General features: G+C 44.9%; 17 protein-coding genes. 11 read left to right on the top strand and 6 right to left on the bottom strand.

Going from position 1 to position 21,432, the window contains the following annotated elements:
* Positions 1 to 45: 45 nt before the first annotated feature.
* Positions 46 to 2,142 carry a TonB-dependent siderophore receptor gene (locus AAGA51_RS00460; RefSeq protein WP_042489801.1) on the bottom strand — a complete coding sequence of 699 codons (2,097 nt, stop codon included), beginning with the start codon at positions 2,140 to 2,142 and terminating at the stop codon, positions 46 to 48.
* 140 nt (positions 2,143 to 2,282) lie between these two features.
* Between AAGA51_RS00460 and AAGA51_RS00455 the strand changes: the two genes are divergently transcribed.
* On the top strand, positions 2,283 to 4,112 hold the full coding sequence (locus tag AAGA51_RS00455; RefSeq protein ID WP_042489761.1) for an ABC transporter ATP-binding protein: 1,830 nt from the start codon (positions 2,283 to 2,285) through the stop codon (positions 4,110 to 4,112).
* Between the two features lie 143 nt (positions 4,113 to 4,255).
* On the opposite strand, the gene AAGA51_RS00450 is transcribed toward AAGA51_RS00455, so the two are convergent.
* Both AAGA51_RS00450 and recQ read right to left on the bottom strand, forming a co-directional pair.
* Positions 4,256 to 4,573: a DUF3630 family protein gene (locus AAGA51_RS00450; RefSeq protein ID WP_174435430.1), complete on the bottom strand. Its 318-nt coding sequence runs from the start codon at positions 4,571 to 4,573 to the stop codon at positions 4,256 to 4,258.
* Positions 4,563 to 6,398 (bottom strand): ATP-dependent DNA helicase RecQ, encoded by a 1,836-nt coding sequence (gene recQ / locus AAGA51_RS00445; RefSeq protein ID WP_042489764.1) that lies wholly within the window; start codon positions 6,396 to 6,398, stop codon positions 4,563 to 4,565. Before recQ ends, AAGA51_RS00450 begins: the two co-directional genes overlap by 11 nt.
* A gap of 314 nt (positions 6,399 to 6,712) precedes the next feature.
* Here recQ and rarD point away from each other — a divergent pair, with 314 nt between their 5' ends.
* The 3 genes from rarD to AAGA51_RS00430 all read left to right on the top strand — a co-directional run bounded on the left by rarD (position 6,713) and on the right by AAGA51_RS00430 (position 9,239).
* Positions 6,713 to 7,630 (top strand): EamA family transporter RarD, encoded by a 918-nt coding sequence (gene rarD, locus AAGA51_RS00440; protein WP_042489766.1) that lies wholly within the window; start codon positions 6,713 to 6,715, stop codon positions 7,628 to 7,630.
* A gap of 73 nt (positions 7,631 to 7,703) precedes the next feature.
* Positions 7,704 to 8,498 carry an AraC family transcriptional regulator gene (locus AAGA51_RS00435; protein ID WP_042489768.1) on the top strand — a complete coding sequence of 265 codons (795 nt, stop codon included), beginning with the start codon at positions 7,704 to 7,706 and terminating at the stop codon, positions 8,496 to 8,498.
* A gap of 81 nt (positions 8,499 to 8,579) precedes the next feature.
* A complete protein-coding gene (locus AAGA51_RS00430; RefSeq protein ID WP_042489770.1) occupies positions 8,580 to 9,239 on the top strand; it encodes a LysE family translocator in 660 nt (219 codons plus the stop codon).
* A gap of 747 nt (positions 9,240 to 9,986) precedes the next feature.
* Here AAGA51_RS00430 and uvrD read toward each other — a convergent pair.
* Positions 9,987 to 12,161, bottom strand: coding sequence for a DNA helicase II (uvrD, locus tag AAGA51_RS00425; protein ID WP_042489772.1), 2,175 nt, complete (start codon positions 12,159 to 12,161; stop codon positions 9,987 to 9,989).
* A gap of 310 nt (positions 12,162 to 12,471) precedes the next feature.
* Between uvrD and AAGA51_RS00420 the strand changes: the two genes are divergently transcribed.
* The 4 genes from AAGA51_RS00420 (at position 12,472) to AAGA51_RS00405 (ending at position 14,916) form a co-directional block, all read left to right on the top strand.
* Positions 12,472 to 12,732 (top strand): DUF2282 domain-containing protein, encoded by a 261-nt coding sequence (locus tag AAGA51_RS00420; protein ID WP_042489773.1) that lies wholly within the window; start codon positions 12,472 to 12,474, stop codon positions 12,730 to 12,732.
* 102 nt (positions 12,733 to 12,834) lie between these two features.
* Positions 12,835 to 13,680, top strand: a complete 846-nt coding sequence (locus AAGA51_RS00415) for a DUF692 domain-containing protein (RefSeq protein WP_042489774.1) — start codon at positions 12,835 to 12,837, stop codon at positions 13,678 to 13,680.
* Positions 13,677 to 14,441, top strand: a complete 765-nt coding sequence (locus AAGA51_RS00410; RefSeq protein WP_042489775.1) for a DNA-binding domain-containing protein — start codon at positions 13,677 to 13,679, stop codon at positions 14,439 to 14,441. The genes AAGA51_RS00415 and AAGA51_RS00410 overlap by 4 nt, the downstream gene beginning before the upstream one ends.
* Positions 14,442 to 14,451: 10 nt before the next feature.
* Complete coding sequence (locus tag AAGA51_RS00405) at positions 14,452 to 14,916, top strand: DoxX family protein (RefSeq protein WP_042489777.1); 465 nt, start codon at positions 14,452 to 14,454, stop codon at positions 14,914 to 14,916.
* Here the strand turns inward: AAGA51_RS00405 and AAGA51_RS00400 are convergent.
* Positions 14,888 to 15,097, bottom strand: a complete 210-nt coding sequence (locus AAGA51_RS00400) for a hypothetical protein (RefSeq protein WP_042489779.1) — start codon at positions 15,095 to 15,097, stop codon at positions 14,888 to 14,890. The genes AAGA51_RS00405 and AAGA51_RS00400 overlap by 29 nt on opposite strands.
* 102 nt (positions 15,098 to 15,199) lie before the next feature.
* Positions 15,200 to 17,242 (bottom strand): oligopeptidase A, encoded by a 2,043-nt coding sequence (gene prlC, locus AAGA51_RS00395; RefSeq protein ID WP_042489781.1) that lies wholly within the window; start codon positions 17,240 to 17,242, stop codon positions 15,200 to 15,202.
* A gap of 206 nt (positions 17,243 to 17,448) precedes the next feature.
* Here prlC and AAGA51_RS00390 point away from each other — a divergent pair, with 206 nt between their 5' ends.
* The 3 genes from AAGA51_RS00390 to AAGA51_RS00380 all read left to right on the top strand — a co-directional run bounded on the left by AAGA51_RS00390 (position 17,449) and on the right by AAGA51_RS00380 (position 21,432).
* Positions 17,449 to 18,288 (top strand): 23S rRNA (adenine(2030)-N(6))-methyltransferase RlmJ, encoded by an 840-nt coding sequence (locus AAGA51_RS00390; RefSeq protein ID WP_042489783.1) that lies wholly within the window; start codon positions 17,449 to 17,451, stop codon positions 18,286 to 18,288.
* Between the two features lie 132 nt (positions 18,289 to 18,420).
* Complete coding sequence (gene gorA, locus AAGA51_RS00385; protein WP_042489785.1) at positions 18,421 to 19,776, top strand: glutathione-disulfide reductase; 1,356 nt, start codon at positions 18,421 to 18,423, stop codon at positions 19,774 to 19,776.
* A gap of 504 nt (positions 19,777 to 20,280) precedes the next feature.
* The gene (locus tag AAGA51_RS00380) at positions 20,281 to 21,432 is read left to right on the top strand and encodes an efflux RND transporter periplasmic adaptor subunit (RefSeq protein WP_042489803.1); all 1,152 of its coding nucleotides are present in this window, start codon (positions 20,281 to 20,283) and stop codon (positions 21,430 to 21,432) included.

Below are 21,432 nucleotides of genomic sequence, written 5' to 3'. Positions count from 1 at the left end.
ACAAACAAAAAAACTCACTCCCTTAAGAGAGTGAGTTTAAAAGGATTACCAGTTGTAGTTGACTGTTGCTGTCATGCGACGAGATTCACCGTAGTAACAAGTACCCCAATCACATCCTGCAACATACTCTTCATTCGTTAGATTACTCACGTTGAACTGCATATCCCATTTCTTATTAATCGCATATGTTGCCATCGCATCCCATAAGAGATATGCAGGGATTGTTTCATTTTTAGGAGAATCAACACTAGTTCCTGTATAGCGAACACCAGAACCAACTGTTAATCCTTCAATACCTAGGCCTGAGAAATCATACGTTACCCAACCTGAAGCTAGATGACGAGGGATCAATGAATCACGAGAACGGTCAGAGCCTTCTCCTGAGTGAGAGTCTAGGTATGTATAATTTGCATTCACAATTAGATTCTCTGTCATCGCAATTTTAGCTTCAACTTCGACACCTTTAGTGTTCTGCTGAGACCCTTTTTGAGACGTTGTTAGCACACCGTCAACTAAAGCACTAACAGTTGCGTTGTCTTGCTCAATATCAAACCAAGCAACATTGAAATACCCATCTAGCCAAGTAGGCATATATTTCACACCCACTTCACGTTGAGCACTTTCAATTGGCTTAAACAGTTTCTTAGTTGTCGCATCAATACTGCTAACTGCATAAAATGACTCAGAATAACTAACATATGGAGAAAACCCGTTATCCGACAAGTACATCAACCCGCCGCTCAACGAAAGCTGCCCATCATCCATTTCATCTTTATTCGTAGCAGTACTTTCAAGATTGACAGAATCGTATCTACCGCCTAAGTTGAAAATCCACTTTTGATCCCATTTGGTCTGATATTGCGCATATAGGCCAAGTTGTTGCTTAGTGATTTCATTGTCATATAAGTCAGCAGAGATATCTGGCGTTACATATGTCGGATTAAGGATATTTACATTGCCCGCAGAACTGCCGATTGCACTGTTTCCTAGCCAACTATTTTCATGATGTTGAAGATCGAAACCAGTTAGAAAACGATGTTCAAAACTATCACTTTGCCACTCAGCAAGAGCGTTGTTATCAATAGTGAAACTTTGTGAATCGCCATCATTAAAATTGGTATAACGACCCAAAGTGTATGCGTCACCATCATAATTATTCCAGACTGAAGTACTACGAAGATATAGATCTACATATGAATAATTAAAGTTTTGATTTAAAGCCCAAACGTCATTCAATTGATGAGATAGCTGATAGCCCAAAGAAACTTGCGTTTTTTCAAAACCATCACTATCTGGTAAGCCGTAGTTAGCGCTAGTTGAGAACTTTTCTCCATTTGGTAATGCAGTCAAAACACCTTCACTAGGTAGAAAGTTATTAACTGGAATGCCGTCATCTTGTAAGAAGGTCATCAACAAAGTTAAAGATGTTTCCTCCGAGAAATCGATAGAATAACTAGGTGCTATATATACTCGTTGATTCTCAGTACGATCTTTTTCACCATCTTTTTGGTTAACCATCGCAACCAAACGATAACGTTGAGAGCCATCTTCATTTGCCCAATCTGAAACATCTACACCTAATTGTTGGTAATCCTTGTTACCGACTGAAAATGTTACTTTTCCTTGAGGTGCATCTGTTGGCTTTTTCTGAACGACGTTAATCACGCCACCCGGCATCGTCTCACCGTAAAGCACCGAAGAAGGTCCTTTTACTAATTCAACGCGCTCTAGACCAAACGGCTCAACAACCCAAGCGAAGAAACCCTCTTTATAAAGTCGGTTTCCATCAAGATAAACGCTTGGCTCAAATCCTCGAACAAACATCCATTCAGCATCATTGTCCGCACCATAAGGTGATGTAAACCCTGGAGTGTAACGTAAAGCTTCATCCAATTTTTGAACGTCATGCTGTTCAAGATCTGTGCGGTCAATAATAGATACTGACTTCGGCGTCTCTTGCGCTGGCGTGTCAACTTTCAGTGCAGAAGCAGTAACCACAATGGTTTCTACTGCTAGAGAATCTTTTTGAACAACCTCTTCTGCCAATACGCTTTGGCTAGTAAGAAGTGAGAATGGCACCAAGCTAAAACAGAGCGCGGTGCGGATTGCTTGTCCGAGTCTAGTTGGGCGTGTCGTTACCATGATTGGAACCCCCTGCTGTAAAAATTTGAGAATAGTTTTGATTATCATTATTATGCGTACGGCATTTTACTGATAAATACCATAATTGGAAGTGCAAATACGAAGCAATCTCAATTTCATTAATATAGGTCAAATAAAACATGTTCCAATGGTTTGAAAAACTTACCGAGGCATTTCCAAGAGAAGAACCTCAAAAGCCGCCAAAAACCTTGTTTGCTTTTTGCCGTCATTACACTCGTGGTTTTGAAAAACCATTACTGATCATGTCGCTACTCAGTGCCTGTGTTGCTATCGCTGAAGTGACGCTTCTGCGTTATATGGGTGAGTTGGTTGATATTCTCAGCAGCCAAAAACCAGAGACTTTTTGGGCAGACCAAAGCGGCCGCCTCTGGTCGATGGCGATTCTTGTCGCATTAGTGATGCCGTTGCTGGCATTTCTGCACTCCAACATCATGCATCAAACATTGCTCGGCAATTATCCGATGTCGATTCGCTGGTTAGTGCACCGCTACATGCTCAAACAAAGCGTGGGCTTCTTTCAGAAAGATTTCTCAGGGCGTGTTGCCACTAAAGTGATGCAAAGTGCTCTTTCTGTGCGTGAAACCGTAATGAAGATGGTCGACGTACTGGTGTACATCTCGGTCTATTTTGTTTCGATGATTTGGATGATGGGCGAGTCCGATATGGTGCTGATGCTGCCAATTTTGATTTGGTTAATTACCTACATCCTCATTCAGCTCTACTTCATTCCAAAAATGAAGCAAGTTGCCACCGAACAAGCGGATGCTCGCTCCGTCATGACAGGCCGCATCGTCGATAGCTACACCAATATCACGACAGTAAAGCTATTTTCCCATTCGCAACGTGAAATGGATTATGCCGAAAGCAGCATGAAGCTGTTTTTGAAAACCGTTTATAAACAGATGCGCATGGTGACGTGCCTGCTATTTAGCGTGGATGCTATTAACTACTTGTTGCTGTTTTCCATTGCAGCTCTATCCATCAACCTTTGGTTGGATAACGCGGTTACCGTGGGTGTGATTGCGGTCGCGATTAGTATCGCGTTGCGCGTTCAGGGTATGTCTAAGTGGATCATGTGGGAAGTAAGTGCGTTGTTTGAAAACATTGGTACGGTTGTCGATGGCATGAACACCATCTCCAGCGATGTTGAAATCAAAGACGCTGCCAATGCGCCAGAACTAACAGTGACACAAGGCAAAGTCGAATTTAACCAGGTCGATTTCCATTACAGCGAAGATAAACCCGTTTTCCAATCTTTGAATCTTGATTTAAAACCGGGTGAGAAAGTCGGGATTGTTGGTCGTTCAGGTGCCGGTAAATCGAGTTTGGTTAACTTGCTATTGCGCTTTTACGATGTTCAGTCCGGCACAATTTCTATTGATGGGCAGAACATAGCGGCGGTGACACAGGAGTCTCTGCGTCAACAAATCGGTATGATCACGCAAGATACTTCACTTCTGCACCGTTCGATTCGTGAAAATATTCTTTATGGCGATCCAAACGCCGATGAAGAGGCTCTTATCTGCGCAGCCAAACAGGCACATGCTCATGATTTCATTATTGATTTGAAAGATGAACAAGGTCGCACGGGTTACGACGTGGAAGTGGGTGAGCGAGGCGTGAAGCTCTCTGGTGGTCAGCGTCAGCGTATTGCCATTGCGCGTGTACTACTGAAAAACGCACCGATACTGATTATGGATGAAGCAACATCCGCATTGGACTCAGAAGTGGAATCTGCGATTCAAGAGAACCTTGAAGTGCTAATGGAAGGCAAAACGGTTATTGCCATCGCGCACCGACTATCAACCATTGCAGCCATGGATCGCCTGATCGTGATGGATAAAGGTCAAATCATCGAGCAAGGCTCACATCAGGAGCTACTTGCTCAAAATGGTGTATACGCTCAGTTGTGGACACACCAAACGGGTGGGTTTATTGGCGAGGAATAATTCTCACTGATTTTAGACTGCGCATTAAAGTGAACGAGTATCAATAAGCAAACCTTATTTGCCATGGACGGCAAATAAGAGCTCCAAGGATGGATTTATGCGTGTTTGCGTTTGCTACCCGTTCGCTACCATCAACAGGTTATTTATCGAGAACAGGAAACTCCGCGAGCTAACAAGCCGGCAATAAAATCCAGTTCTTCTCGGCTCTGGCCTTCACCCATTGCTTCTAGCCACACACATTCACTGTAGTGCTCAGCGCGCAGCATCAGTCGACAACCTTCAAAATCAATCAGCCATGAATGCAGATCGGCATCCTGTTGCTTCTCGACTGCTGTTGCAGACAGCAAGGTAAGTAAACACTCACCCATGGCAGGAAAACTATCAAACTCAAACGCCTGAGTTTGAACAATCAGTCGACCTTCTTGTGCCAGATATTCCTTTAAACCGAACTCAGCCATGATGGGTTAAATGCTCCTGAATCAAATCTAAGAATGGGTCGGCGTATTTTTCCAACTTTCGCTGACCAACACCGTTGACTGCCAACATTTCACCGTAAGAGGTTGGCAGAATCTCCGCCATATCAATTAAGGTTGCGTCACTGAACACCACGTAAGGTGGCAAACCGTCTTCATCCGCAATGGATTTACGCAGTTTACGTAACTTGGCAAACAGTTTCTTGTCGTAATTCTTGCTCGAAAGCTTATCGGATTTAGCCGCGCGAACAGCGGTGTCGAGACGAGGAACCGCCAGCTCTAACGTCATATCACCACGCAGAAGCGGACGAGCTTCTTCAGTAAGTTGAAGGGTCGAATTTCGAGTGATGTTTTGGCACAGCATGCCTTTGTGAATTAACTGGCGGAAAATACTCACCCAGTAATCATGGCTATGGTCACGACCAATGCCATAGGTGGAAATTTTATCGTGGCCATTTTCGCGCACGCGAATATTTTGCATGCCACGCAGCACTTCAACCGCATAACCAATACCGAAGTTTTGATTAATACGATAAACACACGACAGTGCTTTGCGCGCTTCATCTGTAGCGTCAAAGTGCTTTGGCGGATCAAGGCAGATATCGCAGTTGCCGCAAGGCTTTTCACGATACTCACCAAAATAATTAAGAAGAACCTGACGACGACATGTCTGCGCTTCAGCAAAGTTACTCATCGCTGTCAGCTTATGGGTTTCAACCTGCTTTTGCGGTCCTTCGTCTTTCTCGTCCAACATACGGCGAAGCCAAGAAATATCCGCAGGATCGTAAAGCATCATCGCTTCTGCTGGTAAACCATCACGACCGGCTCGACCCGTTTCCTGATAGTAAGACTCTATATTTCTTGGAATATCAAAGTGAACCACAAAACGTACGTTCGGTTTGTTAATCCCCATACCAAACGCCACTGTAGCGACAACAATCTGAATATCATCTCGCTGAAAGGCTTCTTGCACGTAGGCACGTTCATCAACCTCTAACCCAGCATGGTAACTGGCCGCGCGAATGTGGTTGTTGCACAACTTCTCAGTCAGCATTTCCACTTTTTTACGGCTACCGCAGTAGATGATTCCGCACTGCCCTTTTTGCGTGCCCAAGTAGCGAATAATTTGAGAAACCGGTTTGTGTTTTTCAACCAAGGTATAGCGAATATTTGGACGGTCAAAACTGCCCAGATAGATATGAGGCTCAGTCAGGTTTAGGCGATGCAGAATATCGCTACGAGTGGCGTCATCGGCGGTCGCGGTCAGCGCCATAATTGGCACATGAGGGAACAACTGCTTTAGTTGCCCCAGCAAGGCATATTCAGGACGGAAATCATGTCCCCACTGAGAAATGCAGTGCGCTTCATCCACCGCGATCATCGTCAGCGGAATATTATGCAAACGCTCGATAAACTCGTTAGTGAGTACTCGCTCGGGAGAAACATAAATCAGCTTAACCAGTCCCGCATGCATACGGTTATAAACACTGACTAGCTCTTCACGGGTTTGCGTCGAATTGACACACTCCGCAGACACCCCGTTAGCTTTTAGTTGGTCGACCTGGTCTTTCATCAGCGAAATCAGTGGCGAAATCACCACAGTGACACCAGAACGAACCAAGGCTGGAATTTGGTAACAGAGTGATTTACCACCGCCGGTCGGCATAATCACAAGGCTGTCATTACCTTGAATTGCGGTATCTATGACTTCTTGTTGACCGTCTCTGAAAGTTTGATAGCCGAATACATCACGCAAGACTTCTGTCGCAGTCAACGGTGACTCTGAATGTTCAGCAATTAAAGTGGCGGTCATGCAAGCTCTCAGTAATGGGTAAATCCAATGATGCGTAAACATCAAATTAGCCCGATATTGTAGAGACGTTTAACGGTGAATAAAACCGCTAAATGTATAAGAGAATGGTGAACTCGAGGTCGCTGTAAGAAAAGTTCGACAAATCAGAGGTTCTCCCAGATGAGTGTTAAATATCACTTGCCGATAATTCCTTAGCTGCACAGTCGGGTATTTTGTGTATATACTGCAAACTCCTTTCGAAACATTCTGTAATACCTCGGTAAATGCTGCCATTTATAACTAGGTATCGAACAACTCTCAATCGAGAATAAACAATGACTCCAGAAGAGCAAACAAACGCTAAAAAAGGCGTATTACTGGCTATCGGTGCCTACACAATGTGGGGTATTGCACCGATATATTTTAAAACCATTACTTTCGTTCCTGCTCTGGAAATCCTAAGCCATCGCGTTATTTGGTCGTTTTTCTTTTTAGCGATAATCATCCATTTTAGTCACCAATGGCGTAACGTTGTCAGCATTTTCCAGTCAAAATCTAAGATGTTATATCTGATTGCTACCGCTCTACTCATCGGTGCCAACTGGCTGATTTTCATCTGGGCAATCAATGCAAACCACATGTTGGACGCAAGCTTGGGCTATTACATTAACCCTCTGATCAACGTTGTATTTGGCATGCTGTTTCTCGGTGAACGATTACGTAAGCTTCAGTGGTTTGCTGTAGCGCTGGCAGCGATTGGCGTCGCGATTCAAATTGTTGTGTTCGGCTCCGTACCTGTGGTCGCATTTGCGCTAGCCATCAGTTTTGCCTTTTATGGCTTATTGCGTAAAAAAGTGAGTGTTAACGGCCAGACAGGTCTATTTATTGAAACCTTAGTGCTAATACCAGCCGCTTTGATTTATCTGGCTTGGTTTGCCGACTCAGCCACCAGCTCAATGGCCAACAACGAATTGAACCTTAATATACTGCTGATCAGTGCCGGTATCGTCACTACATTACCTTTACTCTGTTTTACGGGTGCAGCGACAAAACTCAAACTGTCGACCTTGGGATTTTTCCAGTACATAGGTCCAAGTTTGATGTTCTTGTTGGCCGTGCTGATTTACGGAGAAGCGTTCTCGACCGATAAAGCCATCACTTTCACCTTCATCTGGGGTGCGTTAGTGGTGTTCAGCTATGACGGTTTGACGCAAGGCAGAAAACGCCCAGCAACGATTGTTGCAGCTAAGTGATCGTTTTTTACAAGACATTCCTATAGCGACTGGTTAAGCTTGGCGAATTGCTGTTTATTTCGCCAAGCTTAATATGGACAAAATCCTCTACTCATCAACTCAACATCAAGGGATAAGTTTGATCGAAGCTGATTACCATCAGTTCGCTTTCGATCGCCACTATCACTTAGATTTTCACATTGGGTTAATGACCAGCGGACAGCAAAAATTTTCTCATCAAGGTACACAACACAATGTCGGTTACGGTGACATTATTGTTATGCCGCCAGATGAACTCCACGATGGCAGTTCTATCTTAGATACGGGCTATCAGGTACGCGTCTTTTCTATTGACCCAACCTGGTTTACTGACAACCTAGAGTTCACGCAACCAAGTGATATGTTGAGTTTTAAACAGCTCATCATTAGCGATCCAAATCTGTTTGCCCCTCTTGCTCAATTACATCAAAAGCTGATGCAACCGAACTTGAGCCAACTAGCGCTTGATTGCCTTCCTTATGAGGGTTTGGGTGGATTGGTTGAACGTTATGGTGCTTTAAAACAAAAGGCAGCCATCCCACTTGGAAAACAATCACTGGCTACGCTGAAAGAGTATCTTCTTGCACATCTTGATCAACCTGTACGCTTAGAACAGCTCGCGAACCTTTGTTCACTCAGCCCGACTCAGTTTCAACGCCACTTCAAAGCGCGCATGAACATGACTCCATACGCCTGGCTCACTCGTTTACGTATAGAACAGGGGATGAAGTTGGTGAAAAGTGGCTTGTCTGGTACTGAAGTCGCTATGCAGGTGGGCTTCTACGACCAAGCACATTTCACCAAAGCTTTTAAACACTGCTACGGTATTTCTCCATCTGCAGTAAATTAAACGTTTCACACTGTCAAAAATTTACAAGCCAACTTAGATAGCTCAAGGCACAATCTCTTCATTCAAAGTAGGAGTTTTTATATGAATGAAGCCAGCATCCTTATCACTCTAGCCGGAGTGCATTTCGTCGCACTGATGAGTCCGGGTCCAGATGTCGCCTTAGTGGTGCAAAATGCCACTCGTTATGGCCGTCAAACTGGTATTTACATCGCGCTTGGACTCTCTTTCGGCATACTGCTGCATTCGCTTCTTAGCATTACCGGTATCAGCTATTTGGTTCACCAACAGCCCGTCTTGTTTGCTTTACTGCAGCTATGCGGAGGCAGTTATTTACTTTACCTAGGCTTTGGAGCGCTGAAAGCCACTATCGCTAACTGGAACTCAGCAGCAGAGATCGCACCCGCAGATAAAAATACGCTGTTACTGAGCAATAAGAAACAGGCCTTTTCCCGTGGGTTCATGACAAATATCCTGAACCCGAAAGCTCTGGTTTTCTTTGTGAGCTTAATGTCGACGCTGGTTCCGGCAAGTATGTCAGTGACGGGCAAAGGTTTTGCGCTGCTAATTTTATGGGGATTATCGCTGACTTGGTTTGCTTGCCTTGCGTGGATGCTTTCCACTGAACGCCTACAAACAAAGCTAAACCAAGCAAGTCGCTATATTGATTTACTGTGTGGAGTGATTTTTTCTCTAATTGGTCTCACGATTCTTTGGCAGTCACTGACCAGTTTCATTCACTAAAATACCGTTAAAATGAATTTAAATTCACTTAAAGTGCAAATCAACCCAACACAAACAATAGCGGATCACCCCATAATCTTGTGCGAGATCTCTCACAAACAGATAGGGAAATATCTCTTTCTACGCTAGAAAAAAGATGCCTGAAATAATTAAGTAAATGATTTTTATAAACAAGTTACTTTTTAGGCAAAAAATATCAGCATGCAAACGATTTCTTTGCGTTGCTGAATGCCTCCTAGTCGGTAATATTAACTCTGTCGGAAGGATGCTGACACGGAATGGATCGCTAAGGATAGTGAGCTTCAGGATGAAGTTACGGTTGTTCAGGATGAATAATCGGCATGGAAAGCAAAATGGACATTGAACGGACTCATTCGTTACTAGGATGGTAGCGACAAGGGAATGGCAATGGACACCTCTGGATGAGGAAAGGACTTAACATCAGGATGATGTCAGGGACACCGCTCAGGGAACAAGTGATGTGAGCTAACGAGGATTGTTAGCAGATCAGGAAGATTATGGACACCGCTAGGATGGCGATGAAAGGATTGCGCTGAAGGAATACAGCACACTTATCAAGGAATAGATGCAGGGAGCACCTATTAGTAGCTGGATTGCTGCAAGTAAGACTATAACCCCGAAGGGCTCGCGCCCTCGGGGTTTTTCTTTTTCTGCTTACAACTGAATCGACGATATAAAAAAACCTAGCACTGAGGCTAGGTTCTTATCTCTATACATCCACAACAATTACATGCGTTCCAGCTTAGCGTATGCAGTGACCAGCCATTTGATACCTTCACCGTTAAACGCAACCTGAACGCGACTTTGCGGACCGCTGCCCTCGAAGTTGATGATCGTACCTTCACCAAACTTAGGGTGGCGAACGCGAGAACCGAGCGTAAAGCCAGTCTCATTGAAGTTCTCTTTTACCACCGTCTGGCTGAAACGACCACTGCTTGCTGGACGACTCACCTGCGCTTTCATTCGCACTTCATCCAAACATTTCTCCGGCAGTTCACGAATAAAGCGCGAAGGTTTGTGATACTTGTCTTGTCCGTACAAACGGCGCATTTCCGCATAAGTGATGTAGAGCTTTTGCATTGCGCGGGTCATGCCCACATAACACAAGCGGCGTTCTTCTTCTAAACGCCCCGCTTCTTCTGCTGACATCTGGCTAGGGAACATGCCCTCTTCAACGCCGACCATAAATACCATAGGGAATTCCAGACCTTTAGCACTGTGCAGAGTCATCAGTTGGACAGCATCATCAAACTCATCCGCCTGACCTTCACCAGATTCCAGTGCCGCATGGGTTAAGAATGCCGTCAGCAACGTCATCTCTTCTGCTTCTTCAGGCTTTTCGAACTGACGAGTGGCCGTTACCAGCTCCTCCAAGTTCTCAATACGCGCCTTGGACTTTTCGCCTTTCTCTTGCTGGTACATTTCAAACAGACCCGAGGTTTTAATCACATGGTCAGTTTGCTGGTGCAAAGACATTTCAGCACTATCATCTTCTAGTGCATTAACCAGCTCAACAAAGCGGCCAAGGGCTGACGCCGCGCGCCCTGTTAACACTTTCTCTTCTAACAACAGAACACTAGCATCCCATAAGGTGCAGCCACGGTCACGAGCGGCAAAACGAATGGTATCCAAGGTTTTATCGCCTAAGCCACGAGTGGGTGTATTCACCACACGTTCAAATGCGGAATCATCATTGCGATTAGCCATTAAGCGCAGGTAGCTCAGAGCGTCTTTGATTTCCTGACGTTCGAAAAATCGCATACCGCCGTAGATTCGATATGCCAAACCCGCCTGAATTAATGCTTCTTCCAACACACGTGACTGGGCGTTGTTACGATACAAAATCGCGGTATCTTCCAGAGCACCACCATCTTCATGCCACGCTTTAATTTTACCGACCACAAATCGCGCTTCATCCAGCTCGTTATAGGCGGAATAAACAGAGATAGGCTCACCTTCGACACCATCTGTCCAAAGCTCTTTACCCATACGCTCGCTGTTATTGGCAATCAAGGTGTTTGATGCTTCAAGGATAGTTTTAGTCGAACGGTAGTTTTGTTCCAGACGAATGGTATTCACACTCGGAAATTCCTGCGTGAATTTTTCGATGTTCTCAACCTTCGCGCCACGCCAACCATAAATAGACTGGTCATCATCACCGACGATCATTACGTGAGTATCTTTGCCCGTCATCAGACGCAGCCAAGCGTATTGAATATTGTTGGTATCTTGAAATTCGTCGACCAAAATATGTTTAAAGCGAGCTTGATAATGTTCGCGAATATGCTTGTTATCACGCAATAACTCTAACGTTCGCAGCAAGATCTCAGCAAAGTCGACCAATCCAGCGCGATCACACGCATCTTGATAGGCCGTGTAAATCTGTACATAAGTCTGAGTGATAGGATCACGGTACGAATCAATATGTGCTGGACGTAAACCTTCGTCTTTTTTGCCGTTAATCCACCACGATACCTGACGCGCTTGCCATTGCTTCTCATCCAAGTTTTGCGCTTTTATCAGACGGCGCAACAAACGCATTTGGTCTTCAGAGTCAATGATTTGAAAATCTTCTTGTAGCTTCGCATCCAGATAGTGCGCCCGCAAAATACGATGGCAAATACCGTGAAACGTACCATTCCACATGCCAGATGAACTGCCCATCATCAGCTCTTCAATACGACCACGCATTTCCGCAGCAGCTTTATTGGTAAAGGTTACCGACATAATTGAGAACGGTGACGCTTGCTCTACCGATAATAACCAAGCGATACGGTGTACGAGAACCCGCGTTTTACCACTGCCCGCACCTGCCAACACTAATAGGTTTTCAAGTGGCGCAGCAACTGCTTCGCGTTGTTTGTCGTTTAAACCGTCGAGTAAAAGAGAAGGATCCATCATGGCTAGGCTACTGGTTATTTATACATAATGACGACGATTATAACCCTAAATTCGACCGAGATGCTCGTTAAACAAGCCATTTTCTTTGCAGAGATTTCTGACTCAAGTAAAAATAATTGAAGTTTTTTTGCTCATAGATTGCTAAAAAATTCATTCGCTTAGCGTGTTTTCACTCTTAATTAGTCGATTTTTTATTCCATTAATTGAAAGTTTTTCTTAATCCTTCCTCTCTTTTCTAATAAGCAAGCTCAACAATTAACAAGTTGTTAACTTGCGAAATCAGGTAAGAACAATTCATGAGGAAGTGATGATGAAAAAATCAAATTTGGCAGTAGCAGCGGCAGTAACAAGCTTACTTGCAGTAGGTGGTTCTCTATTAACGTCTACCTCAGCCCTCGCGGCTGAAGAAGAAAAATGCTACGGCGTGGCGAAAGCAGGCCAAAACGACTGTGCTACGAAAATGAGTTCATGCGCTGGGACATCGAAAAAAGATGGTCAGAAAGATGCTTTCGTTGTGGTACCTAAAGGCTTATGCGGCAAACTTTCTGGCGGAAGCACTATGTCTTCTTAATGTTTTAAAACCACAGATAAGTGGTGCACTAAGCTCAACAAGCGCACCACTTTTCTTTCCTTCACTGCTTAGCAAACTCACAACAAGTCTAACGGAGGTTTCATGCGGCATAACCAAGTAGGTGTAGGCTTGCGGTCTCCCCATATCAACTATTTTGTAGAGCAACCACCACAAGTGAGTTGGTTAGAAATTCACAGCGAAAACTATTTTTCTCCCCACTCGGTTGCCCGTAATCAGCTGCGTAGCATTCGTAATAATCATCAGATTAGCTGTCATGGCATAGGTCTTTCATTGGGTTCAGTACAAGGCATCAACACCACTCATTTACAACAACTTAAGGCATTGATCGACGAAGTTCAGCCGCTTTTCGTTTCCGATCATTTAAGCTGGAGTGAAAATGGCGGTCACTATTTCAATGACTTACTGCCTTTGCCATACACCGAAGAAGCGTTGGAGGTGTTTTGTCGTAATGTGCTTACGGTGCAGGACGCCATAAAGCGCCCGATTCTGATTGAAAATCCTTCCAGCTATTTGCAGTTTAACCACTCCACCATTACAGAGTGGGAATTTCTGGTACAAGCACAACAACGCACCGAATGCCGTTTGTTGCTCGATTTGAATAATGTACATGTTTCTGCTTTCAATCATGGTTTTAGCAGCCAAACCTATATTGATTCTATTCCTGCGCATGCGGTTGACGAAATTCACCTTGCTGGCTTTTCGATTAACACACTTGCCGAAGGGGAAATATGGATAGATACCCACAGCAAACCGGTATCTGCTGAAGTGTGGCAACTCTACCAACTCTGGTGTGAGAAACACGGCAGCCGAAGAACTTTGATTGAATGGGATTTAGACATTCCAGATGTTGAAGTTCTGCTAGCGGAAGCAAACAAAGCTAGCGAGATACTCACAAGGCTCGACTCGATGAAAAGGAAAGCATCATGAGCTTTGGATTAGCAGAGCTACAGGCAACCTTTGCAGAGGGCTTGCGTTATCAAGCACAGGGAGAGGCGTGCGATATCATCGGTGGACGATTTAGCGCTGAAGAGAGACTCCAAATCTACCGCAATAATTTTGTCATGAGTTTAACGGAAGTCATGCAAGCTACCTACCCAATGCTTAGAGAGGTATTAGGAGATGAATGCTTTAACGCACTATCTCGTGAATACATTCTTCGCTCACCGCCCACAGAAGGTAATGTCAGTCATTATGGAAACCATTTTGATGATGTGATCAGCCAGTTTGAGCAAGTCACCGACGCCGCGCCGTATGCAAGCGATTTAGCGCGTTTTGAATGGACGTTAGATAAAGCTCAACAAACGTTTGGGCAGAGAGAAAAGCGGTCACTTCAACCACTGGAAGCCATTCATACTCTTTCTGAACAACAGCACCCCAACGTATTTCTTCATCTTGATTATTGGGTCTTCCCGTTTACATCCGATTTCGCCTTATTCGATCTCCAAAGAGCGTTTAGCCAACAAAATTTCGACAACCTGATTCTGAATAACGCTCAATCAGGAGTCATAGCTTGTGATGAATATGGTCAACCTTGGACGAAAGAGTTAAACAACCAAGAATACCAATTGCTGTTGAATCTCAGCAGCGAAATGCCACTAGGTAGAATCAAACACGAAGCACTGGCCGAATTGCCGTCACTGATCGCACTCAATATCGTTGCTGGTTTCTCATTGGCACCCCCTCACTAGGAGTCTCTGTATGATATCCGTCATTGCTCGCCTCAACCAATCTATTGAATGGTTTGCATCACAGCTGCCACCTGTCGTATTGCTGATCTGCCGCATCTGGGTAAGTTGGGTGTTTTTTAATTCAGGACTGACGAAAATAGCCACGTGGAATAGCACTCTATTCCTGTTTGAGTTGGAGTACCAAGTTCCTTTTATCTCATGGAAATTAGCCGCTTATCTCGCAACTGCAGCGGAATTGGTTATTCCGATATTTCTTGTTTTAGGACTGTTTGGCAGGATCAGTGCTCTCACACTTTTCGCTGTGAATGCCGTAGCCGTTATCTCATACCCACTGTTGTGGGAGAGAGGATTCTATGATCATCAACTATGGGGAATGATGATGTTAACCGTGATTGTGTGGGGACCTGGAGCGTTATCCATTGATCGATGGATACAACGGAAAAACCTTATTGTGACAGCTCGTCATGAATACTGATTACGGCATCTCGTGACGCATGGCCAATCGCTTTGGTGGTATCTCTGGTTGCATGTCCCACTGCGGTTGTTGCGTCTCGTGTCGCGTGACCAATTTCTTTACCCGCTTGCTTCATTTCAGCGCATCCCAGAAGGGAAAATGTGGCAGTTAAAGAACAAATTAGTAGGTTACGGCGCGTCATTATTCTCTCCTTTTCAATACCAAAACCACTCTAACAAATAACCCTGCTTGATAAAGCAGGGTTATGTTAATTATTGAACTGAATAACTCAAATCAGTAGAACTTAAGCAGCAATACCTGAGTGACGTAGCAAGGCGTCGATTTGTGGCTCACGACCACGGAAGCGCTTGAACAACTCCATAGGCTCTTCACTACCGCCCATTTCAAGAATGTTATTTAAGAAACTTGCACCCGTTTCCGCATTGAAGATACCTTCCTCTTCAAAGCGAGAGAACGCATCTGCCGATAACACTTCTGCCCATAGGTAGCTGTAGTAACCCGCACTGTAGCCACCAGCAAAAATGTGGCTGAAGCTGTGTGAGAAACGGTTCCACTCAAGACTTGGCAATACTGCTACTTTCTTCTTCACTTCTGCTAATGTTTCCAGCACTTGAGGGCCCACTTCTGGGTCATAAGTGGTATGCAGAGTGAAATCGAACAGTCCGAATTCAAGCTGACGCAAAATAAACATACCTGACTGGAAGTTTTTCGCTGCCAACATGTTGTCGAGCATCTCTTTCGGTAAAGGTTCGCCTGTTTCGTAGTGACCAGAAATAAATGCCAGTGCCTCTTCTTCCCAGCACCAGTTTTCTAGGAACTGACTTGGTAGTTCAACCGCATCCCAAGGCACACCGTTGATACCTGAAACAGAGCTAACATCTACCTGAGTCAACATATGGTGGATACCGTGGCCCGTTTCGTGGAACAGAGTCACCACTTCATCATGAGTAAACAGTGCTGGCTTATCACCCACTGGGCGGTTGAAGTTACACGTCAAATAGGCCACAGGCGTTTGTAGCTCACCATTGGCATTGATACGACGAACGCGACACTCGTCCATCCACGCCCCACCTCGTTTATGTTCACGAGCGTAAAGGTCAAGATAGAAGCTGCCACGCAGCACATCATTGCTATCAAAAATATCGAAGAAACGCACCGACTCATGCCAAGTATCTACACCTTCGCGCTCTTGTACTTTCATACCGAATACGCGATTCAGTACTTCAAACAAGCCAGAAACCACTTTGTTTTCTGGGAAGTAAGGACGCAGCTCTTCATCAGAAATCTTAAACAGTTTCTGTTTTTGCTTTTCGCTGTAGTAAGCGATATCCCACAGTTCAAACGAAGTCACACCAAACTCTTGCTCAGCAAATTCACGCAGTTCCTGAACTTCGCGTTCACCTTGTGGTTTCACTTTCGTGGCTAGATTGTTCAAGAAGCTCAGAACCTGATCTGGCGTTTCTGCCATTTTGGTTGCCAGAGATTTTTCGCTGTAAGTGTTGAAACCCAGCATACGAGCCACTTCATAACGCAGTTTCAGCAACTCAGCGATGTTCTCGGTGTTGTCCCATTTGCCCGCATTCGGACCACGGTCAGAAGCACGCGTTACGTAAGCTTCGTAAAGTTCTTTGCGCAGCGCTTGGTTATCACAGTAAGTCATTACAGGTAGGTAAGAAGGGATATCCAAAGTTAACAAGTAACCTTCAAGACCTTTGCCTTCTGCCGCGGCTTGAGCCGCCGCCAGCGCTGATTCCGGCATGCCTGCCAGTTCGTTTTTATCGGTAATGTGCTTAGTCCAACCCATGGTGGCATCAAGTACATTATTCGAGAACTTAGAACCCAGCTCAGACATGCGCTTGCTGATTTCGCCATAACGCTTTTGTTCTGCTTTAGGTAAACCGATACCAGACAATTCAAAGTCACGTAGTGCATCTTTAATCGTCTTCTTCTGCGCCTGACTCAGCGTCGCAAAAGCCTCACTGTTCTTGATTGCTTTATACGCTTCAAACAACCCTTTGTGCTGACCAACCCAAGTGCCGTATTCAGACAGGATTGGCAGACAGCTTTCATAAGCTTCACGCAATTCGTCACTGTTCATCACTGAGTTCATATGGCTCACTGGTGACCATAAACGACTCAAGCGATCATCCACTTCTTCGATAGGTGCAATAACATTTTCCCAAGTTGGTTGTGTATTACCTTCAAGTACCTGTTCAATCTTTGCACGGCAATCTTCTATTGCCTGTTCAACCGCTGGCTTTACGTGCTCCGGCTTAATCTCTGAAAACGGAGGCAAATCCGTAAAGCTAAGAAGTGGATTAGACATAAAACGTTCCTTTTTATGAAAAATAGTGAGGATGAAATATCCTCGTCTGTTAGGTTAATAAATATAGGTAGGAAGGTGAATTTTCAAGAGTAGCGTCAATTCAATACAATTCGAAATGTGTCTAGACCCACCTCAACATACAATTTTGGGTGTATAATTAGCCGCATTCGTTTTTCCATATTCAGCCATAAGTTAGAGAGCGACACTTGTTAAGTTATCGACACAGTTTCCATGCAGGAAACCACGCAGATGTAGTGAAACACATCGTACAAAGCTTAATCCTCAATGCACTACAGCAAAAAGATAAACCATTTGTTTATCACGATACTCACTCCGGTGTGGGCCGCTACGACTTAACTCATGAGTGGTCGGAAAAAACGGGTGAATACAAACAAGGTATTGCGCGTATTTGGCAACAAGATAATGTGCCAGAAGACATTCAAAGCTACCTTGATGCTATCAAAGTCCTTAACCAAGGCGATGAACTGCGTTACTACCCAGGTTCGCCTCGCGTGGCACGTGCTCACCTGCGCCCGCAAGACCGCATGGTATTAACCGAGTTACACCCGAGTGATTACCCACTGTTGGAACAGGAATTCGATCGTGATCGCCAAGTGTCGATTTACAAAGAAGACGGTTTTCAACGCCTGAAAGCAAGCTTGCCACCGCAAGAGCGTCGTGGTCTGGTGCTGATCGACCCACCTTACGAACTGGCTAAAGAGTACCGAGACGTGGTGAATGCCATTGCACAAAGCTACAAGCGCTGGGCAACGGGCATCTATGCGATTTGGTATCCAGTGGTTAACCGCTGTGATATTGAAGATATGATTGAAGGTCTGGAAAATTTAGGTATCACTAAAATTTTGCAAATCGAGCTGGGAGTCTCTCCTGATACCAACGAGCGCGGCATGACAGCATCGGGCATGATTGTTATCAACCCGCCATGGAAGCTTGAAAGCCAAATGAAAGAAATCCTGCCGTTTTTAAAGCAAGCAATTGCGCCAGCGACAGGTCACTACAAAGTGGAATGGATTGTTCCGGAATAACTTGCTCAAGTTTTTCCAAGGGGTAACTTGTGATCTCACGGTTTACCCCAACTATTTAGCTATGCCCTAATAAATGAAATGGCTCCCTGCTTAATCTTACTGGCGAGCTATCAGAGAAAAATGGAGAAAGTAATGGCAACGCATTTTGATTACATCTGTATCGGTGGCGGTAGCGGCGGTATCGCTTCAGCAAACCGTGCAGCTATGTACGGCGCAAAAGTCGCGCTGATTGAAGCGAAAGATCTTGGCGGTACGTGTGTCAACGTAGGTTGTGTGCCGAAGAAAGTCATGTGGCACGGTGCACAGGTTGCTGAAGCAATGAACTTATACGCGCCTGATTACGGCTTTGACGTCGACGTAAAAAGCTTCAACTGGGCGAAAATGGTTGAAAGCCGCCAAGCTTATATTGGCCGTATTCACCAATCTTATGACCGTGTTCTTGGTAACAACAAAGTAGAAGTGATTCGTGGCTTTGCTAAGTTCATCGATGCGAAAACCGTAGAAGTTAATGGTGAGCACTACACAGCAGACAATATTCTGATTGCTGTCGGTGGTCGCCCTACCATTCCTAACATTCCGGGTGCTGAGTACGGTATCGACTCCAATGGTTTCTTTGATCTGGCTGAACAACCAAAACGTGTTGCCGTGATTGGTGCTGGTTACATCGCTGTTGAAATTGCTGGTGTTCTCAACGCACTTGGCACAGAAACTCACCTGTTCTGCCGTAAAGAATCTCCGCTACGTAGCTTTGACCCGATGATCATCGAAACATTGGTTGAAGTGATGAACACTGAAGGCCCAACGCTACATACGCACAGCGTGCCAAAAGAAGTGGTAAAAGAAGCCGACGGCAGCCTGACTCTTCACCTAGAAAATGGTGAAAGCCAAAACGTTGATACCTTGATTTGGGCTATCGGTCGCCACCCAGCAACAGATACTATCAATCTAGCAGCAACTGGCGTTGCAACCAACGAGCAAGGCTACATCAAAGTTGATGAGTACCAGAACACTAACGTGGCTGGCATCTACTGTGTCGGTGACATCATGGAAGGTGGTATTGAACTGACTCCAGTTGCGGTTAAAGCGGGTCGCCAATTGTCTGAGCGTCTGTTCAATCGCAAAACAAACGCGAAAATGGACTATAACCTAGTCCCAACTGTGGTATTCAGCCATCCACCAATCGGCACTATCGGCCTAACTCAGCCAGAAGCGATTGCTAAATACGGCGAAGAGAACGTGAAAGTGTACACTTCAAGCTTTACCGCTATGTACACAGCCGTCACTGCGCACCGTCAACCATGTAAGATGAAGTTGGTTTGTGCAGGTGAAGAAGAAACGGTTGTTGGTCTACACGGCATTGGTTTCGCCGTCGATGAAATGATCCAAGGCTTCGGCGTCGCTATGAAGATGGGCGCAACCAAAGCAGACTTCGACTCCGTCGTTGCTATCCACCCAACGGGTTCGGAAGAATTCGTTACTATGCGTTAGTAATCACTTGCTAGAACGAAGCCCTGCAAAATTGCGGGGCTTTTTTATATCGTCACTAAACAGCGATATGCTTCAACAGTTTTAAGGCGATTCATTTCGAGTAAACCTGCGCCGATTCAGAGATATCACTTCGATTTTGAGGCGCTGTTAAGAACAACGGGGACCGAGCCCACAACACTGGTTGCTGCCGTCTTCACCAATACGATCATCTCTTTTCGTATTTATTGTTCAAATACTCATCAAGCGCATAGTTCAACCTTTTTCATAAATTTTAATGATGAAATGCGTGCAAGGTCTTGTCCAACTGTGCAATAAATGACAAAGTCATTCTTAGAATGTGTATCAGACTGATGTCTTAACCAATTATTAACTGTTGGTTATTTACACTATCAATATTTATATAAGTAAATTCGAGTTCCAATTCACGTTCTGCCCATCAATTACCTTTAAAACATAAATAAGGAAGCGTGCAGGATGAGTTCTAGTGGTAAAGGAGAGATCAAAATGGGCCAAGGTAGATCCTTGTCAAAAACGTGGTTGACCACGATTGCTGCTGCAATTGTGCTTGCCGGTTGTCAACCAGACGCCAAACCAGCGGCGGTCAACAGCGGTGCTGCACCTGCTGTCGCAGTAGATGTCATCAAAGTCACAACCCAGCCAGTTGAGGTAACAAGCACTCTTCCTGGTCGTACTAATGCTTTCCGAATCGCAGAAGTTCGTCCTCAGGTTCGTGGTATTGTCACTGCACGTAAGTTCGTTGAAGGTAGCTTAGTTGCAAAAGGCGATGTTCTGTTTGAACTTGACGCTTCAACTTACCAAGCTTCATTGGCAAGCATGCAAGCTAATTTAGCGAAAGCGGAAGCAACCCTTAGCCGTACAGAGCTTCAGGCAAAACGCTACAGCGAGCTGGTGAAAAAGAATGCTGTGAGCCAACAAGCTTATGAAGATGCACAAGCCACTTACAAAGAAGCTTTGGCATCTGTGAAAGCGGCGCAAGCGAATGTTAACTCTGCGCAGATTGACCTTGATTACACGCATATTAAAGCGCCGATTTCAGGTCGTATCGGTCGTTCACACGTTACTGAAGGTGCGTTAGTAACCGCTAACCAAACTGATGTAATGGCAACGATTCAACAACTTGACCCACTTTATGTTGACCTTTCTCAGCCAAGTAATGAGCTTTTGAAACTGCGCCAAAGCACTGGTAAAGAAAAAGACGAACTGAAAGGCATTAAGTTGTTCCTTGATGACGGTACGCCAATTGAACAAAAAGCAACGCTACAGTTTGCTGAAGTTTCTGTGAATGAAAACACAGGCACAGTCAACGTTCGTGCAACACTGCCAAACCCAGATCAGTTCCTACTTCCGGGTCTTTATGTTCGCGCTCAACTGCCGGTTGAAGCTCGTTCTGAAGCTATTCTTGTTCCGCAAACAGCGCTAAGCCGTAATGCACGTGGTGAAGCTTCTGTATTGGTTGTAAATGCAGAAAATGTGGTTGAAAGCCGTCCAGTCGTAGCAAGTCATACTGTGAATTCACAATGGTTGATTGATTCAGGCTTAGAAGCTGGTGAAACCGTTATTGTGGCAGGCCTACAAAAAGTACGCCCTGGCAGCACGGTAAATCCGCAACTGATGGAATCATCTAAGGAACAATAA

The sequence above is a fragment of the Vibrio diazotrophicus genome, assembly GCF_038452265.1.
Classification (GTDB): Bacteria; Pseudomonadota; Gammaproteobacteria; order Enterobacterales; family Vibrionaceae; genus Vibrio; species Vibrio diazotrophicus.
This window is presented reverse-complemented; position numbering and strand designations above follow the sequence as displayed.

Bases quoted from the DNA above. Each gene is read 5' to 3' on its own strand.
- AAGA51_RS00420 (WP_042489773.1), top strand. From the start codon at position 12,472: ATGAAAAAATCAAATTTGGCAGTAGCAGCGGCAGTAACAAGCTTACTT.
- AAGA51_RS00435 (WP_042489768.1), top strand. From the start codon at position 7,704: ATGGACAAAATCCTCTACTCATCAACTCAACATCAAGGGATAAGTTTG.
- gorA (WP_042489785.1), top strand. From the start codon at position 18,421: ATGGCAACGCATTTTGATTACATCTGTATCGGTGGCGGTAGCGGCGGT.
- AAGA51_RS00460 (WP_042489801.1), bottom strand. From the start codon at position 2,142: ATGGTAACGACACGCCCAACTAGACTCGGACAAGCAATCCGCACCGCG.
- recQ (WP_042489764.1), bottom strand. From the start codon at position 6,398: ATGACCGCCACTTTAATTGCTGAACATTCAGAGTCACCGTTGACTGCG.
- AAGA51_RS00400 (WP_042489779.1), bottom strand. From the start codon at position 15,097: ATGACGCGCCGTAACCTACTAATTTGTTCTTTAACTGCCACATTTTCC.
- AAGA51_RS00430 (WP_042489770.1), top strand. From the start codon at position 8,580: ATGAATGAAGCCAGCATCCTTATCACTCTAGCCGGAGTGCATTTCGTC.
- AAGA51_RS00380 (WP_042489803.1), top strand. From the start codon at position 20,281: ATGGGCCAAGGTAGATCCTTGTCAAAAACGTGGTTGACCACGATTGCT.
- AAGA51_RS00410 (WP_042489775.1), top strand. From the start codon at position 13,677: ATGAGCTTTGGATTAGCAGAGCTACAGGCAACCTTTGCAGAGGGCTTG.
- AAGA51_RS00455 (WP_042489761.1), top strand. From the start codon at position 2,283: ATGTTCCAATGGTTTGAAAAACTTACCGAGGCATTTCCAAGAGAAGAA.
- AAGA51_RS00405 (WP_042489777.1), top strand. From the start codon at position 14,452: ATGATATCCGTCATTGCTCGCCTCAACCAATCTATTGAATGGTTTGCA.
- prlC (WP_042489781.1), bottom strand. From the start codon at position 17,242: ATGTCTAATCCACTTCTTAGCTTTACGGATTTGCCTCCGTTTTCAGAG.
- AAGA51_RS00415 (WP_042489774.1), top strand. From the start codon at position 12,835: ATGCGGCATAACCAAGTAGGTGTAGGCTTGCGGTCTCCCCATATCAAC.
- uvrD (WP_042489772.1), bottom strand. From the start codon at position 12,161: ATGATGGATCCTTCTCTTTTACTCGACGGTTTAAACGACAAACAACGC.
- rarD (WP_042489766.1), top strand. From the start codon at position 6,713: ATGACTCCAGAAGAGCAAACAAACGCTAAAAAAGGCGTATTACTGGCT.